The sequence below is a fragment of the Streptomyces sp. NPDC001348 genome (assembly GCF_053597535.1).
The window spans coordinates 37,254-60,689 of sequence record NZ_JBSFIK010000052.1; the positions used below are offsets into that span (position 1 = coordinate 37,254).

Genomic DNA, 23,436 nt, shown 5'->3' on the forward strand with positions numbered 1-23,436 from the left:
GGTGCGCCCACGGCGGTACTGGATTACCCGTCGGTGCGCGAGGCTAGGACGTGCCCCTGGTGTCCACGGAGAACCGGGCCACGTCGGTGGTGCCCAGCCGGGCGTAGGAGGTGCTGGGGATGCCGTTCTGCTTGTCCTCGGGGGCCTTGTTCTTCTGCTGTTCCAGGTAGTTCGTGAACCTCGTGTCCGCCGCTGGGGGCGTCATGACGATGGCGTACGGCCACACGTAGCCGGCGTTCTCGTAGGCCGCCGCTCCGAGTGCCGACGGTTCGGTCCGCCAGCACGTGTTGTCCCCGTACTCGGAGAACTCCTTCTGCGGCCAGTAGGCGTCACCGGGGACCTGATCGACATTGCGGTGCACGCTCCAGAGGCGGGCCGTGCGGATGAAGCCGGCGCGGGTGGAGATCCGGGCCACTATCTGGACGGTCAGTTTTTCGTGCGGCTGCCGGTCCAGGCGGTACCAGACCGCGGTCACCTGAGGATCGTCGGCACCGAGTCCTCGGGGCCGGTCGATGTCGGCCGGCTTCCACTCCTTCGATTGTGCCGCCCGTGCGCACCAGTTGCCCGGCGGTTCCGTTGTCGTCGTGGGCTGTGCGGTGGGTGGAGTGTTTGTGGGAGCCGCGGAATTACGGTCACCGGAGAAATCGAAAATCCCGGCGATGGAGCTGCCGGTGAGGATGATGACGAGTACGAAAATGAGGACGAGTACGAAGAGGAGTACGCAGACCGCGAGGAGTATCCGCGGCCAGCTCCGCATCGAGTCGGACCTCTTGAGATCGATTCTCCCCCTGAGGGGTGGTGGCAGCCGGATGTTGAAGTTCATATTGTCAGCGACGATGACCACGCCGACGATCGCCAGGACGACGATGATAAACGCTGCCGCGAAGACCAGCACGATCATGGAATGCTGCACGTTTCCCCCCTTTGACTCCCCGTCACCGGATTTCCCGTTCAGGCGGGCGATCAGGAAGGTGTCTTGTTGACCTGCTGGTTGGAGACGACCGGCGCTCCCAGCAGACTGTGGTGCCCACCGTCGGCAAAGGTGTTGGAGGGGTCCTGGATGCGCTTGAGAAGAGCCGGGGAGACGCTGATCAGGTAATAGGTCCGGGTGACCCCGGCCGTGGCTGTCACCCGCCAGGTCTGCGGATCGGGATTCTCCGTCGAGACGGGCTGTTTCGAGAGGTAGTACTCCCGGTGGCCGTGTCCGTCGGCGTTCTTGATGTCGGAGACGAGGACGACCTTGTTTCCCGCGGCCACCGGACAGTAGACCGACGCGCTGACCGGGAAGGTGGTGCTCGGGGGTGACTTGGGAGCCACCAGGGTGTCCCGGCACTTCGCCAGTACGCGGGCCGGAACCTTGTAGACCTTCACCCAGTCCACGTACATCAGGACGTTCTTCGGCGTGGTGGCGTCACGCCGGCAGTAGCCCGAACATCCCTCGTCGTTCTGCAGGGAGAGGGCGAACGGCGTGCCCGGGACCAGGTTCTTCTTCGGGTCTCGCTGCCGCTTCACCGTCCATGTGGCCTTGCCGTCGACGTAGTAGGTGATGCGGTCGGGCAGCCAGTCGACGGCCACGGTGTGCCACTTGGTGAAGTCGACCTTGAGATGAATTCCCTTCTGGTGGTTGTCCGACCCGTAGTGCAGGAACTCGATCTCGGTGTTCCGTTTTCCGTTGGGAATCTCGACCATGTCGATCTCGCCCTTGTCCGGCCACTTCCCCTTGGGCCACAGAAGGGACACGGGGTCATAGCCGTTCCCCACGTCGGCGCGCATGCGCACCTCCCACCGGCCGTAGGTGAGGAATTTCCTGCTCTGCACGCCTCCGGAGACGTCTCCGTGCACAGGATCCACATGACCGACGAATTCGAGCATGCCGTGACTCACCCGGGTCGCCGACCTGATCCGCTGCGGCTTGGAAGGTCTGACGGGGCCGGTGTCGTCGTAGATGTTCCAGTCGGCGGAGTTGAGGGATGTGCCGCTGAATCCGTCGGTGAAGTAGGGGCGCCCCCAGTCGGTCTCCGGCGCCTTGGCGGCAACGGCCCTGGCGTGCAGAGCGGGCGCGGAGCAGCCCGCGAATGCCGGCACGGCGGCCCCGAGTTGAATTACGGCAGCCAGGATTCGCATGCGGCGAAACATCATTGTCCCCCACCCTTTGCTTCCCCCGATCGCGCCGGAAGCAGGCGCGACTTGGCGGCGTCCACGGGCCCCGAACCCTGCGTGCCGCCCCATCGGTGAAATTCCCGCCCCCCTGACGGGTCAGATCCTTCTCTGCCCCGGTCCAGGGGTGACGAATCATTTCGGTGACCGGCCGCCGGAATTCGTTACCACCCCGACACTGCCGCCTCCGGTTCCGCGTTCCTCGCCACCACTGGCGGCCGCCGCCGCGACCGCGGTGGTACCGCTCGCCGCCCGGGCGCCGGTCGCGGGCAGGTCGTGGGCACCTCTGCCCGCCTCGCTCGCCATCGCCGCGCCCACGATCTGCCTGGTACTGGCGCTGCGCACCCGTCGCGGCCCGTCCGGCTGACCGCCGGGACCACGTGTGCGAAGCCGGCTGCCGCCCCGTCATGGCGGTCGCCCGGCCGGCACGCTCCGGTGAGCCCGCCCCGGGCCGGAAACAGAGCCGTGGCCCGGGGCGCGGGCGACCGGCGCCCCTCAGCCCGCGCGGACGCGGTGGGCGGGCCTCACCCGAGCTGCGACTGCACCTGCGCGGAGATCAGCTCGAGGTGGTCCAGGTCCGAGAGGTCGAGGATCTGAAGGTAGATACGCCGGGAGCCGATCTCGGCGTAACGGCCGATCTTGTCGACGACCTCGGCGGGGGTGCCGGCGAGGCCGTTGGCCTTCAGCTCGTCCACCTCGCGGCCGATCGCGGCGGCCCGGCGGGCGACCTCCTGGTCGTCCTTGCCGACGCAGACGACGAGGGCGTTGGAGTAGGTCAGCTCGTCGGCGCGGCCGGCCGCCTCGGCGGCGTCGCGGACCCGGCCGAACTGCCGCTCGCCGTCCTCGACCGATCCGAACGGCATGTTGAACTCGTCGGCGTACCGGGCGGCCAACTTCGGGGTGCGGGTGGCGCCCTGGCCGCCGATCAGCACCGGGACGCGCTGCTGGGCGGGCTTGGGCAGCGCGGGCGAGTCGGTGAGGTCGTAGTACTTGCCGTGGAAGTCGAAGGTGTCCCCGAGCTTGGTCTGCCACAGCCCGGTGACGATCGCCAGCTGCTCCTCGAGGCGGCCGATCTTCTCCTTCGGGAACGGGATGCCGTACGCCTTGTGCTCGTCCTCGTACCAGCCCGCGCCGAGGCCGAGTTCGACCCGGCCGCCGGACATCTGGTCGACCTGGGCGACCTGGATGGCGAGGACGCCGGGCAGCCGGAAGGTGCCGGCCGTCATCAGTGTGCCGAGCCGGATGCGCTTGGTCTCACGGGCGAGCCCGGCCAGGGTGATCCAGGCGTCGGTGGGTCCGGGCAGGCCGTCCACGTCGCCCATGTGGAGGTAGTGGTCCGAGCGGAAAAACGCGTCGAAGCCGAGCTCCTCGGTGGCCTTGGCGACGGCGAGCAAGGTGTCGTAGGTGGCCCCCTGCTGGGGCTCGGTGAAGATTCGAAGGTCCATGCACCCATCCTGCACGGCGGCGGGCCGTTCAGTCCTGCCCGGGGGTGGTGCGCCGCCTTCTCCGGGGGTAAGCGTGTGGCGCGGGGCGAGTGGAGACCGCAGGGCAGAAGGTAGCGTCACGCACGAGCCCAGGGCGGCAACCGCTGGCGACCAACGAGGGTGCACAGCTCGTTCCGCATGTCTCGTCGCGCTCGGACAGGAGTGCAGCCGAGCCTGAAATCCGTGCCGACGACCTCGAAAACGGACAGATCCCGACTACACCCTCTACTGCGATGAGCCGCTATTGGGCGCTTGCGGCGGGACGGACGACGAGTTCGTTGACGTCGACCTGCGAAGGCTGGGAGATGGCGTAGGCAATGGCCTCCGCGATGGCGGAGGCGGGCAGTGCCACGGCGCGGTAGATCTTCATGGCCTCCCTGGCAGCAGGGTCGGAGATGCTGTCGCCGAGTTCGGACTCGGTCACGCCCGGGGACACGAGGGTGACCCGAATGTTCCCGGTGGACTCCTGGCGCAGTCCCTCGGAGATCGCGCGGACGGCGAATTTGGTGGCGCAGTAGACGGCGGCGGTGGGAGAGACCTCGTAGGCACCGACGGAGGCGATGTTCACAAAGTGCCCGCCGCCCTGAGCTCGCATCGCGGGCAGGGCGGCGGCGATACCGTGCAGGACTCCCCGCACGTTGACGTCGATCATGCGGTCCCACTCGTCGGTCTTCAGCGCTTCCAACGGCGAGAGGGGCATCACTCCGGCGTTGTTGACCACCACGTCCACTCGGCCGTAGCGCTCGCGGCCGGCGGACACGAAGGCCCGGACGTCGTCGGCATCCGTGACGTCCAGCCGCTGGAACGCCGCAGTACCGCCTGCGGTGGTGATCTCCCTGGTCAGCGCATCGAGACGATCGGTGCGCCGCGCTCCAAGGAGCAAACGGTGGCCGTCTGCAGCAAGTCGGCGGGCGGTCGCCTCGCCGATCCCGCTGCTCGCTCCGGTGACTGCCACGACCTTGGCTGTGTCCGTCATGCCTGCTTTTCCTCTCGGTAGAGCACGAGGTGCTCGTGGTAGAGCACGCCATCGCGGATGTCGCCCGTCGCGTGGAACCCGGAGTCGTCGACGTAGTCGATGTGGCTGCCGGTCACGGTGTAGCGGCCCGTGTACGCGCTACGCCGGTTACCGCGGCCCTCGTCGTACCGGCCGTCCGCCCGCAACTCCTGGCGGATGTGACCGTCCGCGGTCACCCACATGCCGACTACGTCGGCATGGCTCTCCTCCGTGTTCCCTGTCATGACGGACTCCCCTCGTCCATGGGTGCGGATCTGTCCTGCCCGACCGAGTCTGGACAGGTCGGATGCCGCCGACCAGGACGTGTGCTGCCTGGGTGCACCGCACCCAGGCAGCACACCGCCCCTGCGCCCTAGCCTGAGGACATGACCGACAACCTCCTGGGAAAGTTCCTACGCGCACGCAGGGCGGGCCTACGGCCGCAGGACGTCGGCATGGCGAGCTACGGCGTGCGCAGGGTCACCGGACTGCGCCGTGAAGAGGTCGCGGTCCTGGCCGGGGTGAACGCGGATTACTACACCCGCCTGGAACAGGGGCGCGAACGCCACCCCTCGGCCCAAGTACTCGACGCGCTCGGCCGCGCCCTGCGCCTGGACCCCGACGCCCACGCGCACCTGCACCAGCTGGCCGGGACAGCGCCGAGCAACCAGTTCACCCACACCACGGACCGCGTCAGTCCCGCCCTTCGCCAGCTGATGGACGGCTACCCGGGCGCCCCGGCGTTCGTCATCAACCGGACCTTGGACGTCCTGGCGGGCAACGCCCTGGCCGGGGCCCTGCACTCACCCTTCGAGCAGCCGGACAATCTGGCCCGCATGACCTTCCTCGATCCGGCAGGCCGACAGTTCTACACCCGGTGGAGCCGCACGGCGCAGGCCACCGTGAGCCACCTGCGTCAGGCGGCCGGCCTCGACCCGGACAACCCACGGCTGCGGGAACTCGTCCGCGCCCTCACCGAGCACAGCGCGGACTTCACCCGCTTGTGGAACTCCCACGCCGTGCGTGGCAAGACCCAGGACGCCAAGCATTTCCTCCACCCGGACGTCGGGCCCCTGGCCCTCACCTACCAGGCCTTTGACGTACGCGACGCTCCGGGCCAGCAACTTGTCATCTACCAGGCCGAACCCGGCAGCCCCAGCGCCCAGGCCCTCAACCTACTCGGCTCCCTCCAGGCCACCTCGAATCAGGCCGCCCTGTAGCCGGAAGAGATGGCCGGGATCTGCCGAGCAATCGCCTCAGCCGGCGCTCGCGTTCGGATGCCGCTCGTGGGCGCCCCTGAAGCGCCGGGATCCCGCTCGATCGATCCGATCGGGCGGGATCTTGTCAACCACCCAGACCTGGCCTCGTGAACGGTCCGGGCAGTCTGCCGGGTCCGAGTCAGCGGCGTTGGTTCAGCGCTCTGGCCTCGGCGTACGCCTTCGTCGTGAGCTCGGCCCGGGTCCGACCGAACCGCAACTCCATGATCTGACGGTTGATGCAACAACGCGCCACGGAGCCACACCCCCGGAGAACGGGCCTCAGAAGATCAACTTACTGCCCCCGCACAACGTCACACCACACCGGGCCGGCCCCCCGGAGAAGGCGCCGGTGTCCGGTCGCCGCGTCAGCCCGCCTCCCGCTCCGGCAGCGCCGCCTCCCTCGCGGCCAGTTTTCTGAGCATCTCCAGGACGCGGTCCCGGGACTCGTCCGCCGCGTCGATGGCCTCCATGCACTGCCAGTACGTCGCCTCGTCGGCCGCGGCGCTGGCGATGCCGACGAGTGCGATGCCGACCTCGCCGAGCAGGCCGCCGAGGCAGAGCAGGGCCTCCCTGGCGTCGTCCAGCTCGGTGAGCCGTGCGGCCAGCAGGTCGGCGGGGTCCAGCGCGTACGCGTCCAGGACTCCGCAGCCCCGGCCCGCCAGCTCGGTCAGTCCCAGGGCCTCGCCCCGCAGTTCGGGCGGACCGGAGACCGCCAGACGGCTGCCGACCGCCTGGGCGAGGGCCTGCGCCTGCCACACCTCCGTCAGGATCTGCGCCGCCTCGCCGCCGACCGCCAAGGCGCGCCTGCTCATCACGATGAGTCGCACCGCGTCCATGCGCTGCCCCCGTCCGTCCGACGTGCTCTCACACGTCCGTCCGCCCGTACTCACCTTGTTCACTACCCAGAGTGAAGTGGGTTGAGACGAAAAGCCAGAGGAAGACGGAAATCTTCGGACAACAATTCGGATTCGAAGCGCTTTTTGGCTACAGAACGTAATAGCGGAAGATGACATTCCGTCGGATGGCACGGTGTCCGGCGGCACGTCGTGGACCTCGTTGGACGTTCCGTCCGGACGGGCCGGGCTTGGCCCTACGCGCCCCCGTCGCCCGGTGCCGGGAACCTCCGCTCGTTCCGGTCGATCTTGGCGGCCAGGGCGGTCAGCGGGTCGATGCCGAGCACCTCGCAGAGCTGGAGCAGATAGGCGAGCACGTCGGCGACCTCGTCGGTGACGCGGTGTGCGGTACCGGGGTCGTCCATGACGCGGGCCGACTCCTCGGGGGTCAGCCACTGGAAGATCTCCACCAGTTCGGAGGCCTCCACGCTGAGGGCGGCCACGAGGTTCTTGGGGGTGTGGTACGGCTGCCAGTTCCGGGCGGCCGCGAACTCGGCCAGCCGGTGCTGCAGTTTCGCCACGTCCAGGGGGTCCGTCACGGCTTCAGGTGTACCACCGTCACGCCCTCCGCCCCAGCGGCCCACGACGCGTCCCCGACCGTCCCGAGGAGTCGGATGTGCCCGGCCCCGCTCGTCCACGCCGCGAGCCGCAGCAGCTCCGCCCGCTGTCCGGCGTCCAGTGCCCGGTCCAGTCCGTCGGCGAGGACGGTGAGCGTGCGCAGGGCCGCGGGGACCTCGCCGGGCGGGTCGACGTCCAGGACGCCGGGGCCGGTGAGCAGGACCAGGGCCAGCGCCAGGAACCTGAGCTCGCCGTCGCCGAGCCGGCCGAGTTCCGTGACGAGGCCGTCACCCCGGTCCAGCACCGCGCGGACGGTTCCGTCGCCCAGCGGTTCGGCGAGCAGGTCGCGGACCGGGCCGGCGCATCCTGCGCGCACCGCAGCGACCAGCCGGGCGTGCCGCCGGCCGCACTCCGCGCGGGTGCGCCACAGTACGTCGGCGAGGTTGTCGCAGTGGGAAAGGAGCCGTCCGGGGCCCATGGGGACCGCGGTGCGCATCCGGTCGGGCCGGGGGTCGCAGGCGAAGACGGAGCGCAGGGCGACGACCATCTGCTCGGCGGCGGCGAGCACCCGGCGCTGTCCGTCCGTCCGGCCGGCCACCCGCAGCGGCAGGAGCGTCGTGCCGAGCCGGTCGTCGGGGAGCGGGGCGCGGGTCACCGGCGCGGAGCCCGCCGTGTGCCAGGCGGCCTGCACCGTCCTGCGTCCCGGATCGCGCAGCGCCGTCTCGAGCAGCACCAGCCCGCCGGCCGTCAGCCGTTCCCCCACGATGCGCAGTTCGGGTTCCGCCTGTACCGCGACGTCGAGCCGGACCGGGCCCTCGGCGCCGTCGGCCGTGCAGCCGATGCGGAAGCCGCGGCGCCGCTGGGCGTCGGGGCGGGCCCCCTCCGGCACACAGGCGTCCGGGTCCCGGAAGGCCTCCGGGAGGGTGGCGCCGCTCCCGAGCCGGGCCAACGCCTCGTAGGCCCGCAGCGCGGTCGACTTGCCGCTGCCGCTGGGCCCGGCGAAGAGAGTGAGCGGCCCGAGCGGGAACCCGGCCCGCCGGTGCCCCGCGAACGCGGAGAGCCGCAGCTCGGTGAGGTGCGGCCGCCCGACCGGACCGGGCCCGGCGGGGCGGGCGGACGCACCGGGGCCGACGGGCCGGGTGGACGCGGCGGGGTCGGCTGGGCCGGTGGGCTGTGCGAACGGGGTGGACGCCACGGACTCGCCAGGCCCGGCGGATGCCGCGGACCTGGCGGGCCGCGCGGCCTCAGCACGCACGTCAGGCCCGGCGGACCGAGCGGCCCTGCCAGACCGGGCGGAGGGCACGGGCCGGGCGGCCTCGGCGGACGCGGCAGGCCGGGACGACTCGGCAGACTCGACGGACTCGACGGACGCCACCGGCCCGACGACCCCAGCGGACACGGAAGGCCCGGCAGACTCGACGGACACGGCGGACGCCACCGGCCCGACGACCCCAGCGGACACGGAAGGCCCGGCAGACTCGACGGACACGGCGGACTCGGCAGGCCCGGCAGGCCCGGCCGGCTCGGCCGGCTCGGCCGGCACGGCCGGCACGGCCGGCACGGCCGGCACGGAGGACACGGAGGACACGGAGGACACGGAGGACACGGAGGACACGGAGGACACGGAGGACACGGAAGGCGTGGGGAATGCGGACACGTCCGGACCGTAGGGCCGCGCCGGTGCGGCGAACCGTTACCTCCCGTGGACCTTCCTACGATCGGGGGACGGGCGGGGTGAAACCCTCAGCCCGACACCCCCACGCCCTCCATCAGCCCGCTGACCTCGGTGCCGGGCGGGGTGAGGAGGAACACGTTCCGGTCGACGCGGTGCATGCCGCTGCCCAGGCCGAAGACCACGCCGGTGCTGAAGTCGAGGACGCGCTTGGCGACGTCCGTCTCGGCACCGGACAGGTCGAGCAGGACGGGTGCGCCCGCCATGACCGTCTCGGCCACGTCGCGCGCGTCCGCGAACACGTTGACGCGCAGCACCACGAACCGGCGGCGGGTCTCGGTCTCCGCCTCCGGCAGGGAGCGGTGGTTCACCGCGGACGGCCAGGCGTCGCGGCCCCTCAATGGCACGACCTGGGCGAGCCCCTCCCACTGTTCATCGGTGACGTCGTAATGGTTCACCGGTTGCCCCCGACCTGACTCGCACTCATTGCCTGCACCGGTCAATTCTTACGCCAAGTCACCCGTTCGGCCCAACAGCGACACGAAGCGCGACCGCCTCGCCCGCCCCGGCGTACCGCATTGCCGGACATATGCGAAATGACCGGGCGACGACCACTCCCCCCGGTTCCTGCCGGATCGGGGCTTCTTACCGCCCTCACACCGGACTCTTCACCTCCGCGGACGCCTCGCTCACCGCCTCCGATTACCGTCCGCTCTCGTGCACTTGGCAGAAACGCAACGAGTGACGCCCGGCCGGCGGATCCAGTCGGCGGTGTCCGTCGCCCCGGACCCACCCGCGCAGTGGCACCGTGTGCTGACCGTCCTCGCCGATGTGAGCCTCTTCATCGGCACCCGGACGGTGTGGACGCAGGCGGCCACGCACCGCCTGCTGGTCGCGGCCGTCATCTCCGTCTGCTACGCGTCGATCCTGGCGACCGGCGTGCTGGCGCTGACGGTGCGCCGGTCCCGCTCACTGGCGCGGCTGGACCTGCTGGTGCTGGTGACGGCGGTGACCCTCGCCCTGTGCACCTGGGCGATGAACCACGGCGGCGGCGACGAGGCGGCCCTGACCACCCAGGCCGCCAGGGAACTGGTCGACGGGCACGCGATGTACGGGCAGCCCTGGCCCTGGCTCTTCACCGGCCACAAGAACGTGGCCCTCACCCCGACGATAGACGGCGGCTACGACTTCACCTACGGCTATCCCCCGCTGGCCCCGCTGCTGACCGCGCCGCTGCTGTGGCTGGGGCACGGCGCCGCCGCCGCGACCGCGGCGAGCACGGGCGCGCTGATCGTCGGCACGGTCGTGCTGTGGCGGATGCTGCCGGTGCCGTGGCGGTCGGCGGCGACGATGGCGTGTCTGGGCTTCGGCTTCCTGCCGACGTACGCCCGGCTCGGCTATCCGGCGATCATCGCGCTGGTCCTGCTGATCCCCGTCGTGGTGCGCTGGCCGCGGATCGGACGGGGCGGGCGGCTCGGCGCGGCCGGGATCGCGCGGGCCGCGTGCCTGGGGGCCGCCTGCGCCGCGCAGCAACTGCCCTGGTTCCTCGCGCCGTTCCTGCTGGCCGGGATCTACGCGGTGCGCCGCGGCGAACTGGGCGGCCGGGCGGCGGCGCTGGTGGTGCTGCGGATCGCCGGGATCGCGGCCACCGTCTGGCTGCTGATCAACACGTACTTCGCCGTGCACGAGCCGGGCACCTGGCTGACCGGGATCGCGCTGCCGCTGACACAGGGCGCGGTGCTGCACGGGCAGGGCCTGGTGGGTGTCTCGCTGTACCTGACCGACGGCAGCGACCGGCTGGACTGGTACGGCCACGCGAGCGTGCTGCTGGCGGCGGCACTGCTCGCGCTGTTCATGCTGTTCGTCCGGCGGCTGGGGCCGGCGGCGACGGTCCTGCCCTGGTGCGCCTTCTACCTGGCGACCCGCTCGCAGGACGGCTACTACCTGATGATGACCCCGTTGTGGCTGGCGGCGGCGGTCACCACGCCCCTGTCGGACTTCGCCGGCGCGTGGCAGCCGTGGCCCCAGCGGCTGTCCGGGTCGCACCGGCGCACGGCCCGGATCGCGGCGGCCGGGCTGCTGCTCACCCCGGCCCTGGTCTGTGCGGCCGTGGCGGTGACCGGCACCCCGCCCCTGCGGATGGAGGTCACGTCGGCACGCCGGGTGTCGGCGCAGGCGGTGTCGGCGGTGACGGTGCGGGTGACCAACCGGGGGGACGATGCCCTGACCCCGCACTTCATGTTCACCACGGGCCAGGGGATGAGCCAGTACTGGACACTGGCGCGGGGTCCGGCCACGGTCCCCGCCCACGCCACGGCGACGGTCGAACTCCGGGCACCTCACGGGCGGTTCACCGTTCCCCGCCGGGCCACCCGCATCCGGCTGCGCGCCTTCACGGCGACCCCGCAGACGCTGTCCAGCCAGGATGTGCGGCTGGCCGGGACCGGCAAGGACGGCTGAGCACCCGCGGTCAGGCCCCGGCCCTGGTGAACCGGAGCGCGGCGGTCACCGTGGTCAGGCCGCGCATCATGCCCAACTGGTTCCAGCCCATGCCGAACGTGTCGCGGTCCACCGTGAACTCCGCCTCCAGGGTGAGCGCTTCGGCGTCCGCGGCGGCCAGGCGCGCGGTGAAGGACACCGGCCTGCTGATGCCCCGCACGGTCAGCTGCCCGGTGACCCGCACGGTGTCGCCGTCGAGGTGGTCGGCGCCGCGGACCGCGAAGGTGATCTCCGGGTGGTGGTCGGCGTCGAAGAAGTCGGCCGACCGCAGATGGGTGTCGCGCTTGGCGTGGCCCGTGTCCACGGAGGCGGCGTCCAGGGTCACCGTGCCGGTCGCGGAGCCGTCGGGCCGGACCTCCCCCCGCCCGCCGGTCGCGGCGAGCGTGCCCTTGACGGTGACCAGGCCCCAGAAGGTCTTCTGCCGTACGGCGACGGTGGAGGCGGTCGGTTCGAGCTCCCAGAGGCCTGTTTCGACGGCGACGGTCATGGTCGTACTCCTGTCATCACAGCGGTCACGCGGTGGTCCAAATTTGGATGAGCTCACGCTAGTCGATAATTCAAAATTGGACAACGGTTAGACTCGACCGTATGTCCGAGCCTTTCGACGACCCCGCCGACCAGCCCGAGTGCCCCTTCTCGCACGGCGGCGGGCTGCTCCCCGACGAGTTGCGCGCCTGGATGGTCCTGCTCGCGGCGACGGGCGCGGTGGAGCAGCGGCTGCGCTCGGTGGTGAAGGAGACCCTCGACGTCTCCCATGACGAGTTCCTGATCCTGTGCCTGCTCGCCGAGCAGCCGGAAGGCCTGCGGATGACCCGTGTCGCCGACCTCCTGGGCCGCCCCAAGACCCGCCTCACCTACCAGATCGCCTGCCTGCAGCACTCCGGTCTCGTCACCCGCAAGTCCGTGTGCGGCGACAAACGGGGTATCGAGGTCGCCCTCACCGAAAAGGGCCGGGGGCGACTGCGGGAGGCCTCCGCCCGGCTCTCCGAGACCGTCAGCCGGGCCCTCGCCGAGACCATCGGCCCGGCCCAGCGCGCGGCCCTCGGCTCGCTGGTGCCCAACCTCGCGGAGGAAGCCACCTGACCTCGGGAAACCGGCTTCCCTGCACCGACGAGGCACAGGTCACAGTCGACGCGAGGGCAACGTCACAACCCCTGCTCTGCTCTCGCTTAAGCCCCCTGCCCTAGCATCCGAGCCATGACGGTCCTGCCTGACGACGGGCTCTCACTGGCCGCCGAGTTCCCTGACGCGACACACGAGCAGTGGCAAGCCCTGGTCGAGGGCGTGCTGCGCAAGTCGGGCAAGGAAGTCTCGGGCGCGGCAGCTGAGGACGCCCTGTCCACGACGCTGGAGGACGGGCTGCGCACCCGGCCGCTGTACACCGCGCGCGACGGCGCGCCCGACCCCGGCCTGCCCGGCTTCGCCCCGTTCGTACGCGGCGGCCGCGCCGAGGGCGGCACCGCCGGCGGCTGGGACGTACGCCAGCGGTACGCGGCGGCCGGGGACGGCGCGGTCCTGACCGACCTGGAGAACGGCGTCACCTCGCTCTGGCTGGTGCTCGGCGAGGGCGGCATCCCGGTGGCCTCGCTCGGCAAGGTGCTCGACGGCGTCCACCTCGACCTGGCGCCGGTCGTGCTCGACGCCGGCCGGGACGTGGCGGCCGCGGCCGAGGCGCTGCTGCGGCTGTACGAGGAGCGGGGCGTGGACCCGAAGGCGGTGCGCGGCGGCCTGGGCGCCGATCCGCTCGGGTACGAGGCCCGCACCGGCTCCCCCCTGGACTTCGCGCCGGTCGCCGCGCTCGCCGTCCGCTGCGCCGAGTCGTATCCCGGGCTGCGCGCGCTGACCGTGGACGCGCTGCCGTACCACGAGGCAGGCGGCTCGGCCGCGCAGGAGCTGGGCCTGTCCCTGGCGACCGGCGTGGCCTGTCTGCGGGAGCTGACCGGGGCAGGCCTCACCGTCGAACAGGCCTTGGGACAGCTGGAGTTCCGGTACGCGGCCACCGCCGACCAGTTCCTGACCATCGCCAAGCTGCGCGCGGCCCGCCGGCTGTGGGCGCGGGTGGCCGAGGTGTGCGGGGCGCCGGGCGCGGGCGCGCAGGTGCAGCACGCCGTGACCTCGCCGGTGATGATGACCCGCCGCGACCCGTGGGTGAACATGCTGCGCACCACCGTGGCCACACTGGCCGCCGGGGTCGGCGGCGCCGACACCGTCACCGTGCTGCCGTTCGACCACGCGCTCGGCCTGCCGGACGCGTTCTCCCGCCGTATCGCCCGCAACACCTCCACGATCCTGGTCGAGGAGTCCCACCTGGCCCGGGTGATCGACCCGGCGGGCGGCTCCTGGTACGTGGAGCGGCTGACCGGCGAACTGGCCGAGGCGAGCTGGGCGTACTTCCGCTCGGTCGAGGGCGACGGGGGCCCGGCGGCCGCCCTGCGCTCCGGCCGGATCCGCACGGACCTGGCGACGACGTGGGCGGAGCGTTCCAAGAAGCTCGCCAAGCGGCGTGAACCGATCACCGGCGTCAGCGAGTTCCCGCTGCTGGCGGAGAAGCCGGTGGAGCGCGAGCCCGCCCCGGAGCCGCCGTCCGGCGGGCTGCCGCGGGTGCGCCGTGACGAGGCGTACGAGGAACTGCGCGCCCGTTCCGACGCCCACCTCGCGGCGACCGGCTGCCGTCCCCGGATCTTCCTGGCGACGATCGGTCCGGCCGCCGCGTACACCGCACGCTCGACCTTCGCCGCCAACCTCTTCCAGGCGGGCGGCATCGAGCCGGTCACCGAGGGCCGCTTCGAGGACAGCGGCGCCACCGAGGCGGTGCTGTGCTCCAGTGACGCGCTGTACGAGGAGCAGGCCGAGCGGACCGCGGAGTTCCTCAAGGCCTCGGGCGCCCGGCATGTGTTCCTCGCGGGGCGTCCCGCCGAGTACGCGGGCGTCGACAGTTACGTGTTCGCGGGCTGCGACGCCGTCGCCGTGCTGTCCGCGACCCTCGACCGCATGGGAGTGTCCTGATGGGAATCCCCGACTTCTCCGGCATCGAGCTGGGGACGCCGGCCGTCGACGGCAGTGCCGAGGAGTGGCGTACGGCCGTCAGGCGGGCGACCGGGAGCGAGGAACCGCTGTGGGAGACCCCGGAGGGCATCGGGGTCAAGCCGCTGTACACCGGGCGTGACCTGGAGGGCCTGGACTTCCTGGGGACGTACCCGGGCATCGCGCCGTACCTGCGCGGCCCGTACCCGACGATGTACGTCAACCAGCCCTGGACGATCCGCCAGTACGCGGGTTTCTCCACCGCCGAGGAGTCCAACGCGTTCTACCGGCGGAACCTGGCGGCCGGTCAGAAGGGCCTGTCGGTCGCGTTCGACCTGCCCACGCACCGGGGTTACGACAGCGACCACCCGCGGGTGACCGGTGACGTCGGCATGGCGGGTGTGGCGATCGACTCGATCTACGACATGCGGCAGCTGTTCGACGGCATTCCGCTCGACAAGATGACCGTGTCGATGACGATGAACGGCGCCGTGCTGCCGATCCTGGCGCTGTACATCGTGGCGGCGGAGGAACAGGGCGTACCGCCCGAGAAGTTGGCCGGGACCATCCAGAACGACATCCTCAAGGAGTTCATGGTCCGCAACACCTACATCTATCCGCCGAAGCCGTCGATGCGGATCATCTCCGACATCTTCGCGTACACCTCGCAGCGGATGCCCCGCTACAACTCCATCTCCATCTCCGGCTACCACATCCAGGAGGCCGGTGCGACGGCCGACCTGGAGCTGGCGTACACCCTCGCCGACGGGGTGGAGTACATCCGGGCGGGCCGGGATGCGGGTCTGGACGTGGACGCGTTCGCGCCGCGGCTGTCGTTCTTCTGGGCGATCGGCATGAACTTCTTCATGGAGATCGCGAAGCTCCGGGCGGCCCGTCTGCTGTGGGCCAAGCTGGTCGCGCAGTTCGAGCCGAAGAACTCCAAGTCCCTCTCCCTGCGCACCCATTCGCAGACCTCGGGCTGGTCGCTGACCGCGCAGGACGTGTTCAACAACGTCACGCGCACCTGTGTGGAGGCGATGGCGGCGACCCAGGGCCACACCCAGTCGCTGCACACCAACGCCCTCGACGAGGCCCTCGCGCTGCCCACCGACTTCTCGGCGCGCATCGCCCGCAACACCCAGCTGCTCATCCAGCAGGAGTCCGGCACCACCCGGGTCATCGACCCGTGGGGCGGCAGCGCGTACGTGGAGAAGCTGACCTACGACCTCGCCCGCAAGGCCTGGCAGCACATCCAGGAGGTCGAGCAGGCGGGCGGCATGGCGCAGGCCATCGACGCGGGCATCCCGAAGCTGCGTGTGGAGGAGGCGGCGGCCCGGACCCAGGCCCGGATCGACTCGGGACGGCAGCCGGTGATCGGCGTGAACAAGTACCGCGTCGACAGCGACGAGGCGATCGAGGTCCTGAAGGTCGACAACTCCTCCGTGCGGGCCCAGCAGATCGAGAAGCTGCGGCGGCTGCGCGCGGAGCGGGACGAGACCGCCTGCCGGGACGCCCTCGACGCGCTCACCCGGGCCGCCGACGGCGACGGCAACCTGCTGGAGCTCGCGGTGCACGCGGCCCGCGCCAAGGCGACCGTCGGTGAGATCTCCGACGCCCTGGAGAAGGTGTACGGCCGGCACGCGAGCCAGATCCGTACGATCTCCGGGGTGTACCGCAACGAAGCTGGGGAGTCCCCGAACGTGGACCGCACCCGTGCCCTGGTGGACGCCTTCGAGGAGGCCGAGGGGCGCCGGCCGCGCATCCTGGTCGCCAAGATGGGCCAGGACGGCCACGACCGCGGCCAGAAGGTGATCGCCACCGCCTTCGCCGACCTCGGCTTCGACGTCGACGTCGGCCCGCTGTTCCAGACCCCGGAGGAGGTCGCCCGCCAGGCGGTCGAGGCGGACGTGCACGTGGTCGGCGTGTCCTCGCTGGCCGCGGGTCACCTCACCCTCGTGCCGGCGCTGCGCGAGAAGCTCGCCGAGGAGGGCCGGGAGGACATCACCATCGTGGTCGGCGGGGTGATCCCGCCGCAGGACGTGCCGGTGCTGCTGGAGATGGGCGCGGCGGCCGTGTTCCTGCCCGGGACGGTGATCCCGGACGCGGCCCACGACCTGGTGCAGCGGCTGGCGGCCGACCTCGGCCACGAGCTGTAGGCCCCATGGCAGCGATCGATCTCGACACGTACGTGAAGGGTGTGCTCGACGGGAAGCGGGCGATCGTGGCCCGCGCGATCACGCTCGTCGAGTCCACCCGGCCGCAGCACCGGGCGCTGGCGCAGGAGTTGCTCACCGAGCTGCTCCCGCACAGCGGCCGGGCGCGGCGGATCGGCGTGAGCGGGGTGCCGGGCGTGGGCAAGTCGACGTTCATCGACGCCTTCGGCACGCAGCTGACCTCGCTGGGGCACCGGGTGGCGGTGCTCGCCGTGGACCCGTCCTCGACCCGCACCGGCGGCTCGATCCTGGGTGACAAGACCCGGATGGAGCGCCTGGCGGTGGATCCGAACGCGTTCGTGCGCCCCTCCCCCAGCGCGGGCACGCTGGGCGGCGTGGCGAAGGCCACCCGCGAGTCGATGGTGGTGATGGAGGCCGCCGGCTACGACGTGATCCTGGTGGAGACCGTCGGTGTCGGCCAGTCCGAGACCGCGGTCGCGAACATGGTCGACTCCTTTCTGCTGCTCACCCTGGCCCGCACCGGTGACCAGCTGCAGGGCATCAAGAAGGGCGTGCTGGAACTGGCCGACGTGATCGCCGTCAACAAGGCGGACGGCCCGCACGAGCGCGACGCCCGGGCCGCGGCCCGTGAACTGGCGGGTGCGCTGCGGCTGATGCACGGCAAGGACGCGTTCTGGACGCCGCCGGTGCTCAGCTGCAGCGCGCGTGAGTCGACCGGCCTGGACGTGGTGTGGGAGCGGCTGGAACAGCACCGCACCCTGCTGGACTCCACCGGGCGGCTCACCGCCAAACGGCGGGGCCAGCAGGTCGACTGGACGTGGTCGATGGTCCGCGACGAACTGCTGGGCCGCCTGCACGCCGACCCGGCGGTACGGGAGGTCGCACCGGCGCTGGAACAGGCGGTACGGGACGGCTCACTGACCGCGACATCGGCCGCGGAACGGATTCTGGAGGCGTTCCGGGGGACGGCCGGCTCCTCCTGACCGGAGGCCCGGGGCAGAAGATCGCAGCCGGTGTCCGGCGTCACCCCGGTGTGGCATGCTGAATCTCACGCATTGACCGTTTTGCCTGTTCTGCCGGAGTCCCCTGTGGTGACCGAGACCCGACATCCCAGCACCGGGCGACCGTGATGACGGGAAGGGAGGCGTGGCCGGCGTCGAAGGAACCGGACCTTCCCGAGCTGCACCTGCGCCTGCGCGCGGAGGTGGCCCGGATCGACGCGCAGCTGCACGCGATGCTGGCCGCCATGGACCGGCTGCAGGGCCTGCTGGACGCGGTGGTGACCATCAGCCGGGAGGTGGAGCTGCCCGCGGTGCTGCACCGCATCGTGACCACCGCCATGGACCTGGTCGGTGCCCGTTACGGGGCACTCGGCGTCCTCGACGCGCCCGGCGAGCGCCTGGAGCAGTTCATCACCGCCGGTCTGTCGGAGCAGGAGTACGCCGATCTGTCCGGGACCGGCCTGCCGCGCGGTCTGGGCGTCCTCGGGCACCTGATCCACCACCCCGAACCCCTGCGGGTCGACCACATCCGCACCCATCCGTCGTCCGTCGGGTTCCCGCCCGGCCACCCCCGCATGGGCACCCTGCTCGGGGTCGCCATCAGCGTGCGCGGCGAGATCTACGGCGACCTGTACCTGTCCGAGCGGCGTGACGGGCAGCCCTTCGACGCCCATGACGAGAACGTCGTCGTCGCCCTGGCCACCGCCGCCGGCATCGCCATCGAGAACGTCCGCCTGTTCGAGCAGGTACGCGTGGGAGCCGAGCAGTTCCAGCGGCTCCTGCTGCCGACGCTGCCCGATCTGCGGCCCTTCACGGCCGCCGCCATCTACCGGCCGGCCGCCGAGCCCAGCCAGCTGGGCGGGGACTGGTACGACGCCGTCCCGCTGCCCGGCGACGTCGTGGCGGTCGTCATCGGGGACGTGGTCGGCCACGACCTGAAGGCCGCCGCGGCCATGGCTTCCACCCGCAACATGCTGCGCGCCCTGCTGTTCGACGGGAGCAGTCCGCCCGGCACGGTCCTCGCCCAGCTCGACCACGCGCTGCAGGCCATCACCGACAACCCGGTCACGACCACCACGCTGGCACGCATCGAACCCGAGGGTGCGGCCTGGCGGCTCCACTGGAGCAGCGCCGGGCACGTTCCGCCGCTCCTGCTCGCCCCCGGGCGCCGGGCCGAATACCTCTTCGCCGAACCCGGACTGCCGCTCGGGGTCGACCCCGAGCAGCCCCGCCCCAACCACTCCCGTGCGCTCCCTCCGGGCGCCACGGTCGTCTTCTACACCGACGGGCTGATCGAACACCCCGCGCACGCCATCGACGAGAGCCTGGACGAGCTCACCGACCTCGCCGCCCGGTACACGACGCTGCCCCTGCAGGACTTCGTCCGGGCACTGGCCGACCACCATCCCAGCGACGGTCACGACGACATGGCCATCCTGGCCGTGCGCGCCCCGGGGCCCTGACGCCGCTCCGCCGTGCCGTGGAGGATCCCGGGGATCAGGCGGATGATGGTCCGTGGGGCGTCGATGCGGAGGTCGCCCGATGGCAGTCGCGCGGAACGAGCGACTTCGGCGCGATGGCGTGATCGTCCTGGAGATCTGCGCCGTGGCCGCGCTGTACTACGGTTCGGCCGAGCTGGGTCTGCTGCAGCAGCTGGTGCGCGGCCAGGTCACCCCGCTGTGGCCACCCACCGGTATCGCCGTGGCGAGCCTGCTCGTCCTCGGCCTGCGGGTCTGGCCCGGGATCGCGCTCGGGGCGCTGCTCGCCAACGTCACGCTGGGGCCGTCGGTCTGGGCCGTGCTCGGGATCGCGGCGGGAAACACCCTCGCGCCCGTCTGCGCCTGTCTGCTGCTGCGCCGGGTGGGATTCCGCACCGAACTGGACCGCCTGCGCGACACACTCGCGCTGATCTTCCTCGGCGCGTTCACCGGAATGCTGGTCAGCGCCACGATGGGCAGCGCGGCACTGGCGCTCTCCGGCGTGCTCAGCGCCGACAGGTTCTGGCCGACGTGGTCGGTCTGGTGGACCGGGGACGCGATGGGCGTACTGCTGGTGACGCCGGTCCTGCTCGTCCTTCGCTCGGCACACCGGCCGAGGGACGTCCCGCCGTCCCGCTGGGTGGAGGGCCTGCTGCTGGCGGTGGCCACCGTCGGCGTCGGTGTCATCCAGACCGGCACCACGCCGCTGCTCTTCCTCTGCTTCCCGCTGCTGATCTGGGCGGCCTTCCGCTTCCAGCTGGCCGGGGCCGCGCCCTGCGCCCTGGTCGTGTCGACCTTCGCGATCCTCGCCGCCACCAAGGGGGCCGGACCGTTCGCCGGTCACGACCTGCTCAGCCGAATGGTCACGCTGCAGGCGTTCAACGGGTCCGCGGCGCTCACGGCGCTCGTGCTCGCGGCGGCCGTCACGGAGCGGAACCAGGCCCAGAAGGAGATCGCGCTGGCCTGCGGGCAGCTCGCCGAGATGGTGACCAGGATGGCCACGAAGGGCGGTCGGCCGACGCTCGGCCACAGCGGCGAGAAGGAGCGGCACGGCGGGCCGACCAGGCGACCGGCCTGAGCACCGGCATCCCGCCTGCGGAACTGTGGGCTCCACCACTGCACCCGTGAACCCGGCCTGCTCAACTGGTCCGATGCGAAGATCCACCCCCCTCGTGCTTCTTCTCGCCGTCTACGGCGCACTGACCGCCTGCGACCTGCCCGGCAGCCACCACGAGGCGGCCTCCGACCAGGACCTCAACACCCGCGCCGCGCTCCCGCTGACCCGCTACGACCTCGACCACGACGAGCGGAAGCTGCTCCACGAGGCACGGTGGGACCTGGGCAGGAAGTGCATGGCCGGGCTCGGCTTCTCCGGCTTCGCGGCGTTCGCCCCGCCCGCCGACGATCCGGTCCGGCCCGATGCGCCGGGCGCGATCCGGCTGTCCTCGGTGGACCTGGACCTCGGCGACAAGCCGTACGGGATCGACGATCCCCGCCAGGGAGCGAAGACCGGCTACCACAGCCCCTCGCCCGAAACGCAGGACCGGAAGTGGCCGATGGACCAGTACCTGGCGCTCACCGGAGACTTCCGGCACGGCGATTCCAGGCGGGCCCACGGTCACCGGATCCCCGAGGGGGGCTGCCTCGGCCAGGCCGACCGGCGCGTCTACGGCTCCGTACCGGAGCGGGCCACGTTCGCCGGGATCCGCTTCAAGGGCTACGAGCTGACCGTCATGCGCCTGATGCGCCAGGCGAACGGCCAGGCGGCCAAGGATCCGGCGCACCGGCGGGCGGACAAGGCATGGTCGTCGTGCATGAAGAAGGAGGGGTTCTCCTTCAAGGACCCGAAGGACGCCCAGTACCAGGCGGACTGGTTCGCCGCCGAGGAGGCGTCCCGGAAGGAGAGGCGCACGGCCGAGGCCGACGCGGACTGCAAGCGGAGCACCGGTTACGTCAAGGCCGTGCACGAGGTGGACGTAAGGATCGAGAAGCGGCTGATCGCGAAGAACCGCACCCTGCTGGACGGCGTCACGCGCCGGAACCGCACCGCCGTGCGCAACGCCCGGGCGGTCATCGACGGGCAGTCGTGATCCGCCTGCCCCGGTCGCCCGCCGTGCGTGCCTCCAGCGCGTGCAGCACGGCCGCCATGTCCTCGTCGCCGTGCCCGCGCGCCACGGTCTCCTCGTAGAGGGCGTGACAGACGTCGAGGAGGGGGGAGGCCAGGCCGGCCTCGCGGGCGGCCCCGGCGATCAGCCGGTTGTTCTTCAGTACGTCGGCGGCCGCCGCCTGGACGGTGAAGTCACGGGCCAGCAGCTTGGCCGCCTTCACCCGCGAGACGGCGCTGGCCATCGGGCCGGCGTCCAGGACGTCCCGGAGCAGGCGCTGGTCGAGCCCGTGCCGGCCGGCGAAGTGGAAGGCCTCGGTCAGGCCGGTGACCAGGGTGATCAGGAACAGGTTGACCGAGAGCTTCATCAGCAGCGCGCCCGGGACGGCACCGCAGTCGAACGTCTCACGGCACAGGGGCGCGAGCAGGGGGCGTACGGCCCGCACGGCCTCGTCGTCCCCCGCCAGCATCGCCACCAGTTCCCCCTGTTCCGCCGGGACCCTGGAGCCGGACACCGGGGCCTCGACGTAGCGCCCGCCCGCGGCCACGACGGCGTCCCGCAGGCCGGCCGAGTACTCGGGCGAGGTCGTGCCCATGTGGACCACGGTGCGTCCGGCCAGACGGGCGGCGAAGGCCGGGGTGCCCCGCCCCAGGACCGCGTCCACGGCGGTCTCGTCGGCCAGCATGAGGATCACGGTCTCCGCCCGTTCGAAGACCTCCGCGGGGCTCGCCGCCATCTGGGCCCCGGCGGCCCGCAGGGGCTCGCACCGGGCCGGGGTGCGGTTGAAGACGACGACCGGCGTCCCGGCGCGAACGAGGTTGAGTGCCATGGGCTGTCCCATGACGCCGAGCCCGATGAAACCCGCCTCCACGAAACCTGCGTCCATGCTGCACCGCCGAGCCGATTCCCGTTATGACAGCGGTCATAGTAGCCGCATCTATGACGGCGGTCATAGGGTGGTGCGGGAACACCCGGCACATGGCTCGGGGAAAGGGGACGGATCGGGGATGACGGTGTCCGAACGGGGACCGCGGGAGCGGATGGTCTTCAGCGCGGCCCAGCTCATCCGGCGCGAGGGGGTCGCCGCCACGGGGATGCGCGAGGTCGCCGTGCACGCCGAGGCGCCGCGCGGTTCACTCCAGCACTACTTCCCCGGGGGCAAGGAGCAGCTGGTCAACGAGGCGGTGGGCTGGGCGGGCCGGTACGCGGGCAACCGTGTCGCCCGCTTCCTGGCCGCGCTGCCCGAGCCGACGCCCAGCGGACTGTTCGCCGAGATGGTGCGGCAGTGGACCGACGAGTACCGGACCGCCGGCTTCTCGGGCGGCTGCCCGGTCGCCGCCGCGACGGTGGACTGCGCGGAGTCCACCGAGTCCACCCGTCAGGCCGCGGCCGCCGCGTTCGCCGCCTGGACCGGACCGGTGGCCCGCGCACTGGCCGACATGGGCGTGCCCGAGGACCGGGCCGGAGCCCTCGCCACGCTCATGATCAGCTCTCTGGAGGGGGCGATCCTCCTGGCCCGGGCCGAGCGGGACGTCCGCGCGCTGACGACGGTGGCCCGGGAGCTCGGCCCGCTCCTCGACGCCGCGGTGCGCCCGGCCGGCCGGGGCGGCTCCTAGTCGATGCCCCGCACGATGTGGGACTCGGCCGGGTCCTCGTCCACCCCGGGCAGGTGCAGCACCGGCCAGTGGGCTTCTTCCTGGTAGTCGCGGTTCATGGCTTCCTCCTCGGATGAGGGATCAGTAGCGGTAGTGGTCCGGCTTGTAGGGGCCGTCGACCTCGACGCCGATGTAGGCGGCCTGCTCCGGGCGCAGCGTGGTGAGCTTGACGCCGAGGGCGTCCAGGTGGAGGCGGGCGACCTTCTCGTCGAGGTGCTTGGGCAGCGTGTAGACGCCGATCGGGTACTCGGCCTGCTTGGTGAACAGCTCGATCTGGGCCAGGGTCTGGTCCGCGAAGGAGTTGGACATCACGAACGAGGGGTGGCCGGTGGCGTTGCCCAGGTTCAGCAGGCGGCCCTCGGACAGCACGATGATCACCTTGCCGTCGGGGAACGTCCAGGTGTGGACCTGCGGCTTGACCTCGTCCTTGACGATGCCGGGGACCTTCGCCAGGCCGGCCATGTCGATCTCGTTGTCGAAGTG

General features: G+C 71.4%; 23 protein-coding genes. 11 read left to right on the forward strand and 12 right to left on the reverse strand.

Translation table 11 applies throughout. From position 1 onward, the window contains the following. Nucleotides 1-43 precede the first annotated feature (43 nt). Nucleotides 44-913 (reverse strand): hypothetical protein, encoded by an 870-nt coding sequence (locus tag ACWC21_RS36415; protein WP_450888375.1) that lies wholly within the window; start codon nt 911-913, stop codon nt 44-46. 50 nt (nt 914-963) lie between these two features. Next, nucleotides 964-2,124: a glycoside hydrolase family 16 protein gene (locus tag ACWC21_RS36420; RefSeq protein ID WP_450888377.1), complete on the reverse strand. Its 1,161-nt coding sequence runs from the start codon at nt 2,122-2,124 to the stop codon at nt 964-966. 160 nt (nt 2,125-2,284) lie between these two features. On the opposite strand from ACWC21_RS36420, the gene ACWC21_RS36425 reads away from it, so the two are divergent. Continuing rightward, nucleotides 2,285-2,524, forward strand: a complete 240-nt coding sequence (locus tag ACWC21_RS36425; RefSeq protein ID WP_450888379.1) for a hypothetical protein — start codon at nt 2,285-2,287, stop codon at nt 2,522-2,524. 157 nt (nt 2,525-2,681) lie between these two features. On the opposite strand, the gene ACWC21_RS36430 is transcribed toward ACWC21_RS36425, so the two are convergent. The 3 genes from ACWC21_RS36430 to ACWC21_RS36440 form a co-directional block, all read right to left on the reverse strand. Continuing rightward, the gene (locus ACWC21_RS36430; protein WP_450888381.1) at nt 2,682-3,602 is read right to left on the reverse strand and encodes an LLM class F420-dependent oxidoreductase; all 921 of its coding nucleotides are present in this window, start codon (nt 3,600-3,602) and stop codon (nt 2,682-2,684) included. Between the two features lie 280 nt (nt 3,603-3,882). Beyond that, nucleotides 3,883-4,617: an SDR family oxidoreductase gene (locus tag ACWC21_RS36435; RefSeq protein WP_450888383.1), complete on the reverse strand. Its 735-nt coding sequence runs from the start codon at nt 4,615-4,617 to the stop codon at nt 3,883-3,885. After that, on the reverse strand, nt 4,614-4,880 hold the full coding sequence (locus ACWC21_RS36440; protein ID WP_450888385.1) for an Atu4866 domain-containing protein: 267 nt from the start codon (nt 4,878-4,880) through the stop codon (nt 4,614-4,616). The genes ACWC21_RS36435 and ACWC21_RS36440 overlap by 4 nt, the downstream gene beginning before the upstream one ends. Nucleotides 4,881-5,021: 141 nt before the next feature. Here ACWC21_RS36440 and ACWC21_RS36445 point away from each other — a divergent pair, with 141 nt between their 5' ends. Continuing rightward, nucleotides 5,022-5,855 carry a helix-turn-helix transcriptional regulator gene (locus ACWC21_RS36445; protein ID WP_450888387.1) on the forward strand — a complete coding sequence of 278 codons (834 nt, stop codon included), beginning with the start codon at nt 5,022-5,024 and terminating at the stop codon, nt 5,853-5,855. Between the two features lie 404 nt (nt 5,856-6,259). Here the strand turns inward: ACWC21_RS36445 and ACWC21_RS36450 are convergent, their stop codons facing one another. The 4 genes from ACWC21_RS36450 to ACWC21_RS36465 all read right to left on the reverse strand — a co-directional run bounded on the left by ACWC21_RS36450 (nt 6,260) and on the right by ACWC21_RS36465 (nt 9,475). Next, nucleotides 6,260-6,730, reverse strand: coding sequence for a DUF6099 family protein (locus ACWC21_RS36450; RefSeq protein ID WP_450888388.1), 471 nt, complete (start codon nt 6,728-6,730; stop codon nt 6,260-6,262). A 254-nt stretch (nt 6,731-6,984) separates the two neighbouring features. Beyond that, nucleotides 6,985-7,326, reverse strand: a complete 342-nt coding sequence (locus ACWC21_RS36455; RefSeq protein WP_450888390.1) for a nucleotide pyrophosphohydrolase — start codon at nt 7,324-7,326, stop codon at nt 6,985-6,987. Beyond that, entirely contained in the window at nt 7,323-8,540 is a 1,218-nt protein-coding gene (locus ACWC21_RS36460; RefSeq protein ID WP_450888392.1) for an AAA family ATPase, read from the reverse strand. Before ACWC21_RS36460 ends, ACWC21_RS36455 begins: the two co-directional genes overlap by 4 nt. Nucleotides 8,541-9,088: 548 nt before the next feature. Further along, complete coding sequence (locus ACWC21_RS36465; RefSeq protein WP_389149147.1) at nt 9,089-9,475, reverse strand: cell division protein SepF; 387 nt, start codon at nt 9,473-9,475, stop codon at nt 9,089-9,091. Between the two features lie 313 nt (nt 9,476-9,788). On the opposite strand from ACWC21_RS36465, the gene ACWC21_RS36470 reads away from it, so the two are divergent. Next, on the forward strand, nt 9,789-11,477 hold the full coding sequence (locus ACWC21_RS36470) for a hypothetical protein (RefSeq protein WP_450888412.1): 1,689 nt from the start codon (nt 9,789-9,791) through the stop codon (nt 11,475-11,477). A 10-nt stretch (nt 11,478-11,487) separates the two neighbouring features. Here ACWC21_RS36470 and ACWC21_RS36475 read toward each other — a convergent pair whose 3' ends face one another. Next, the gene (locus tag ACWC21_RS36475) at nt 11,488-12,003 is read right to left on the reverse strand and encodes a YceI family protein (RefSeq protein WP_450888394.1); all 516 of its coding nucleotides are present in this window, start codon (nt 12,001-12,003) and stop codon (nt 11,488-11,490) included. A 101-nt stretch (nt 12,004-12,104) separates the two neighbouring features. On the opposite strand from ACWC21_RS36475, the gene ACWC21_RS36480 reads away from it, so the two are divergent. The 7 genes from ACWC21_RS36480 to ACWC21_RS36510 all read left to right on the forward strand — a co-directional run bounded on the left by ACWC21_RS36480 (nt 12,105) and on the right by ACWC21_RS36510 (nt 21,283). Beyond that, nucleotides 12,105-12,599 carry a MarR family winged helix-turn-helix transcriptional regulator gene (locus ACWC21_RS36480; protein WP_450888396.1) on the forward strand — a complete coding sequence of 165 codons (495 nt, stop codon included), beginning with the start codon at nt 12,105-12,107 and terminating at the stop codon, nt 12,597-12,599. A gap of 114 nt (nt 12,600-12,713) precedes the next feature. Next, nucleotides 12,714-14,522, forward strand: a complete 1,809-nt coding sequence (locus tag ACWC21_RS36485; RefSeq protein ID WP_450888398.1) for a methylmalonyl-CoA mutase family protein — start codon at nt 12,714-12,716, stop codon at nt 14,520-14,522. Continuing rightward, nucleotides 14,522-16,696, forward strand: coding sequence for a methylmalonyl-CoA mutase (gene scpA / locus ACWC21_RS36490; protein WP_450888399.1), 2,175 nt, complete (start codon nt 14,522-14,524; stop codon nt 16,694-16,696). Before ACWC21_RS36485 ends, scpA begins: the two co-directional genes overlap by 1 nt. Before the next feature lie 5 nt (nt 16,697-16,701). Continuing rightward, nucleotides 16,702-17,697: a methylmalonyl Co-A mutase-associated GTPase MeaB gene (gene meaB, locus ACWC21_RS36495; RefSeq protein ID WP_450888401.1), complete on the forward strand. Its 996-nt coding sequence runs from the start codon at nt 16,702-16,704 to the stop codon at nt 17,695-17,697. A 146-nt stretch (nt 17,698-17,843) separates the two neighbouring features. After that, the gene (locus tag ACWC21_RS36500) at nt 17,844-19,178 is read left to right on the forward strand and encodes a PP2C family protein-serine/threonine phosphatase (protein ID WP_450888403.1); all 1,335 of its coding nucleotides are present in this window, start codon (nt 17,844-17,846) and stop codon (nt 19,176-19,178) included. A gap of 79 nt (nt 19,179-19,257) precedes the next feature. After that, a complete protein-coding gene (locus tag ACWC21_RS36505) occupies nt 19,258-20,271 on the forward strand; it encodes an MASE1 domain-containing protein (RefSeq protein ID WP_450888405.1) in 1,014 nt (337 codons plus the stop codon). A 73-nt stretch (nt 20,272-20,344) separates the two neighbouring features. Further along, nucleotides 20,345-21,283 carry a hypothetical protein gene (locus ACWC21_RS36510; RefSeq protein ID WP_450888407.1) on the forward strand — a complete coding sequence of 313 codons (939 nt, stop codon included), beginning with the start codon at nt 20,345-20,347 and terminating at the stop codon, nt 21,281-21,283. On the opposite strand, the gene ACWC21_RS36515 is transcribed toward ACWC21_RS36510, so the two are convergent. After that, nucleotides 21,264-22,169, reverse strand: a complete 906-nt coding sequence (locus ACWC21_RS36515; protein WP_450888413.1) for an NAD(P)-dependent oxidoreductase — start codon at nt 22,167-22,169, stop codon at nt 21,264-21,266. The genes ACWC21_RS36510 and ACWC21_RS36515 overlap by 20 nt on opposite strands. A 136-nt stretch (nt 22,170-22,305) precedes the next feature. On the opposite strand from ACWC21_RS36515, the gene ACWC21_RS36520 reads away from it, so the two are divergent. Next, nucleotides 22,306-22,914: a TetR/AcrR family transcriptional regulator gene (locus ACWC21_RS36520; RefSeq protein WP_450888408.1), complete on the forward strand. Its 609-nt coding sequence runs from the start codon at nt 22,306-22,308 to the stop codon at nt 22,912-22,914. Nucleotides 22,915-23,034: 120 nt separating this feature from the next. On the opposite strand, the gene ACWC21_RS36525 is transcribed toward ACWC21_RS36520, so the two are convergent. Then, nucleotides 23,035-23,436, reverse strand: a 402-nt coding sequence (locus tag ACWC21_RS36525; RefSeq protein WP_450888409.1) for an adenosylhomocysteinase, incomplete at its 5' end; no start/stop codon positions are given.

Excerpts from the sequence above, each read along its gene's own strand:
- ACWC21_RS36420 (WP_450888377.1), bottom strand. The coding sequence starts at position 2,124 with ATGCGAATCCTGGCTGCCGTAATTCAACTCGGGGCCGCCGTGCCGGCA.
- ACWC21_RS36430 (WP_450888381.1), bottom strand. The coding sequence starts at position 3,602 with ATGGACCTTCGAATCTTCACCGAGCCCCAGCAGGGGGCCACCTACGAC.
- ACWC21_RS36435 (WP_450888383.1), bottom strand. The coding sequence starts at position 4,617 with ATGACGGACACAGCCAAGGTCGTGGCAGTCACCGGAGCGAGCAGCGGG.
- ACWC21_RS36440 (WP_450888385.1), bottom strand. The coding sequence starts at position 4,880 with ATGACAGGGAACACGGAGGAGAGCCATGCCGACGTAGTCGGCATGTGG.
- ACWC21_RS36445 (WP_450888387.1), top strand. The coding sequence starts at position 5,022 with ATGACCGACAACCTCCTGGGAAAGTTCCTACGCGCACGCAGGGCGGGC.
- ACWC21_RS36450 (WP_450888388.1), bottom strand. The coding sequence starts at position 6,730 with ATGGACGCGGTGCGACTCATCGTGATGAGCAGGCGCGCCTTGGCGGTC.
- ACWC21_RS36475 (WP_450888394.1), bottom strand. The coding sequence starts at position 12,003 with ATGACCGTCGCCGTCGAAACAGGCCTCTGGGAGCTCGAACCGACCGCC.
- ACWC21_RS36480 (WP_450888396.1), top strand. The coding sequence starts at position 12,105 with ATGTCCGAGCCTTTCGACGACCCCGCCGACCAGCCCGAGTGCCCCTTC.
- ACWC21_RS36485 (WP_450888398.1), top strand. The coding sequence starts at position 12,714 with ATGACGGTCCTGCCTGACGACGGGCTCTCACTGGCCGCCGAGTTCCCT.
- scpA (WP_450888399.1), top strand. The coding sequence starts at position 14,522 with ATGGGAATCCCCGACTTCTCCGGCATCGAGCTGGGGACGCCGGCCGTC.
- meaB (WP_450888401.1), top strand. The coding sequence starts at position 16,702 with ATGGCAGCGATCGATCTCGACACGTACGTGAAGGGTGTGCTCGACGGG.
- ACWC21_RS36500 (WP_450888403.1), top strand. The coding sequence starts at position 17,844 with ATGACGGGAAGGGAGGCGTGGCCGGCGTCGAAGGAACCGGACCTTCCC.
- ACWC21_RS36505 (WP_450888405.1), top strand. The coding sequence starts at position 19,258 with ATGGCAGTCGCGCGGAACGAGCGACTTCGGCGCGATGGCGTGATCGTC.
- ACWC21_RS36510 (WP_450888407.1), top strand. The coding sequence starts at position 20,345 with ATGCGAAGATCCACCCCCCTCGTGCTTCTTCTCGCCGTCTACGGCGCA.
- ACWC21_RS36520 (WP_450888408.1), top strand. The coding sequence starts at position 22,306 with ATGACGGTGTCCGAACGGGGACCGCGGGAGCGGATGGTCTTCAGCGCG.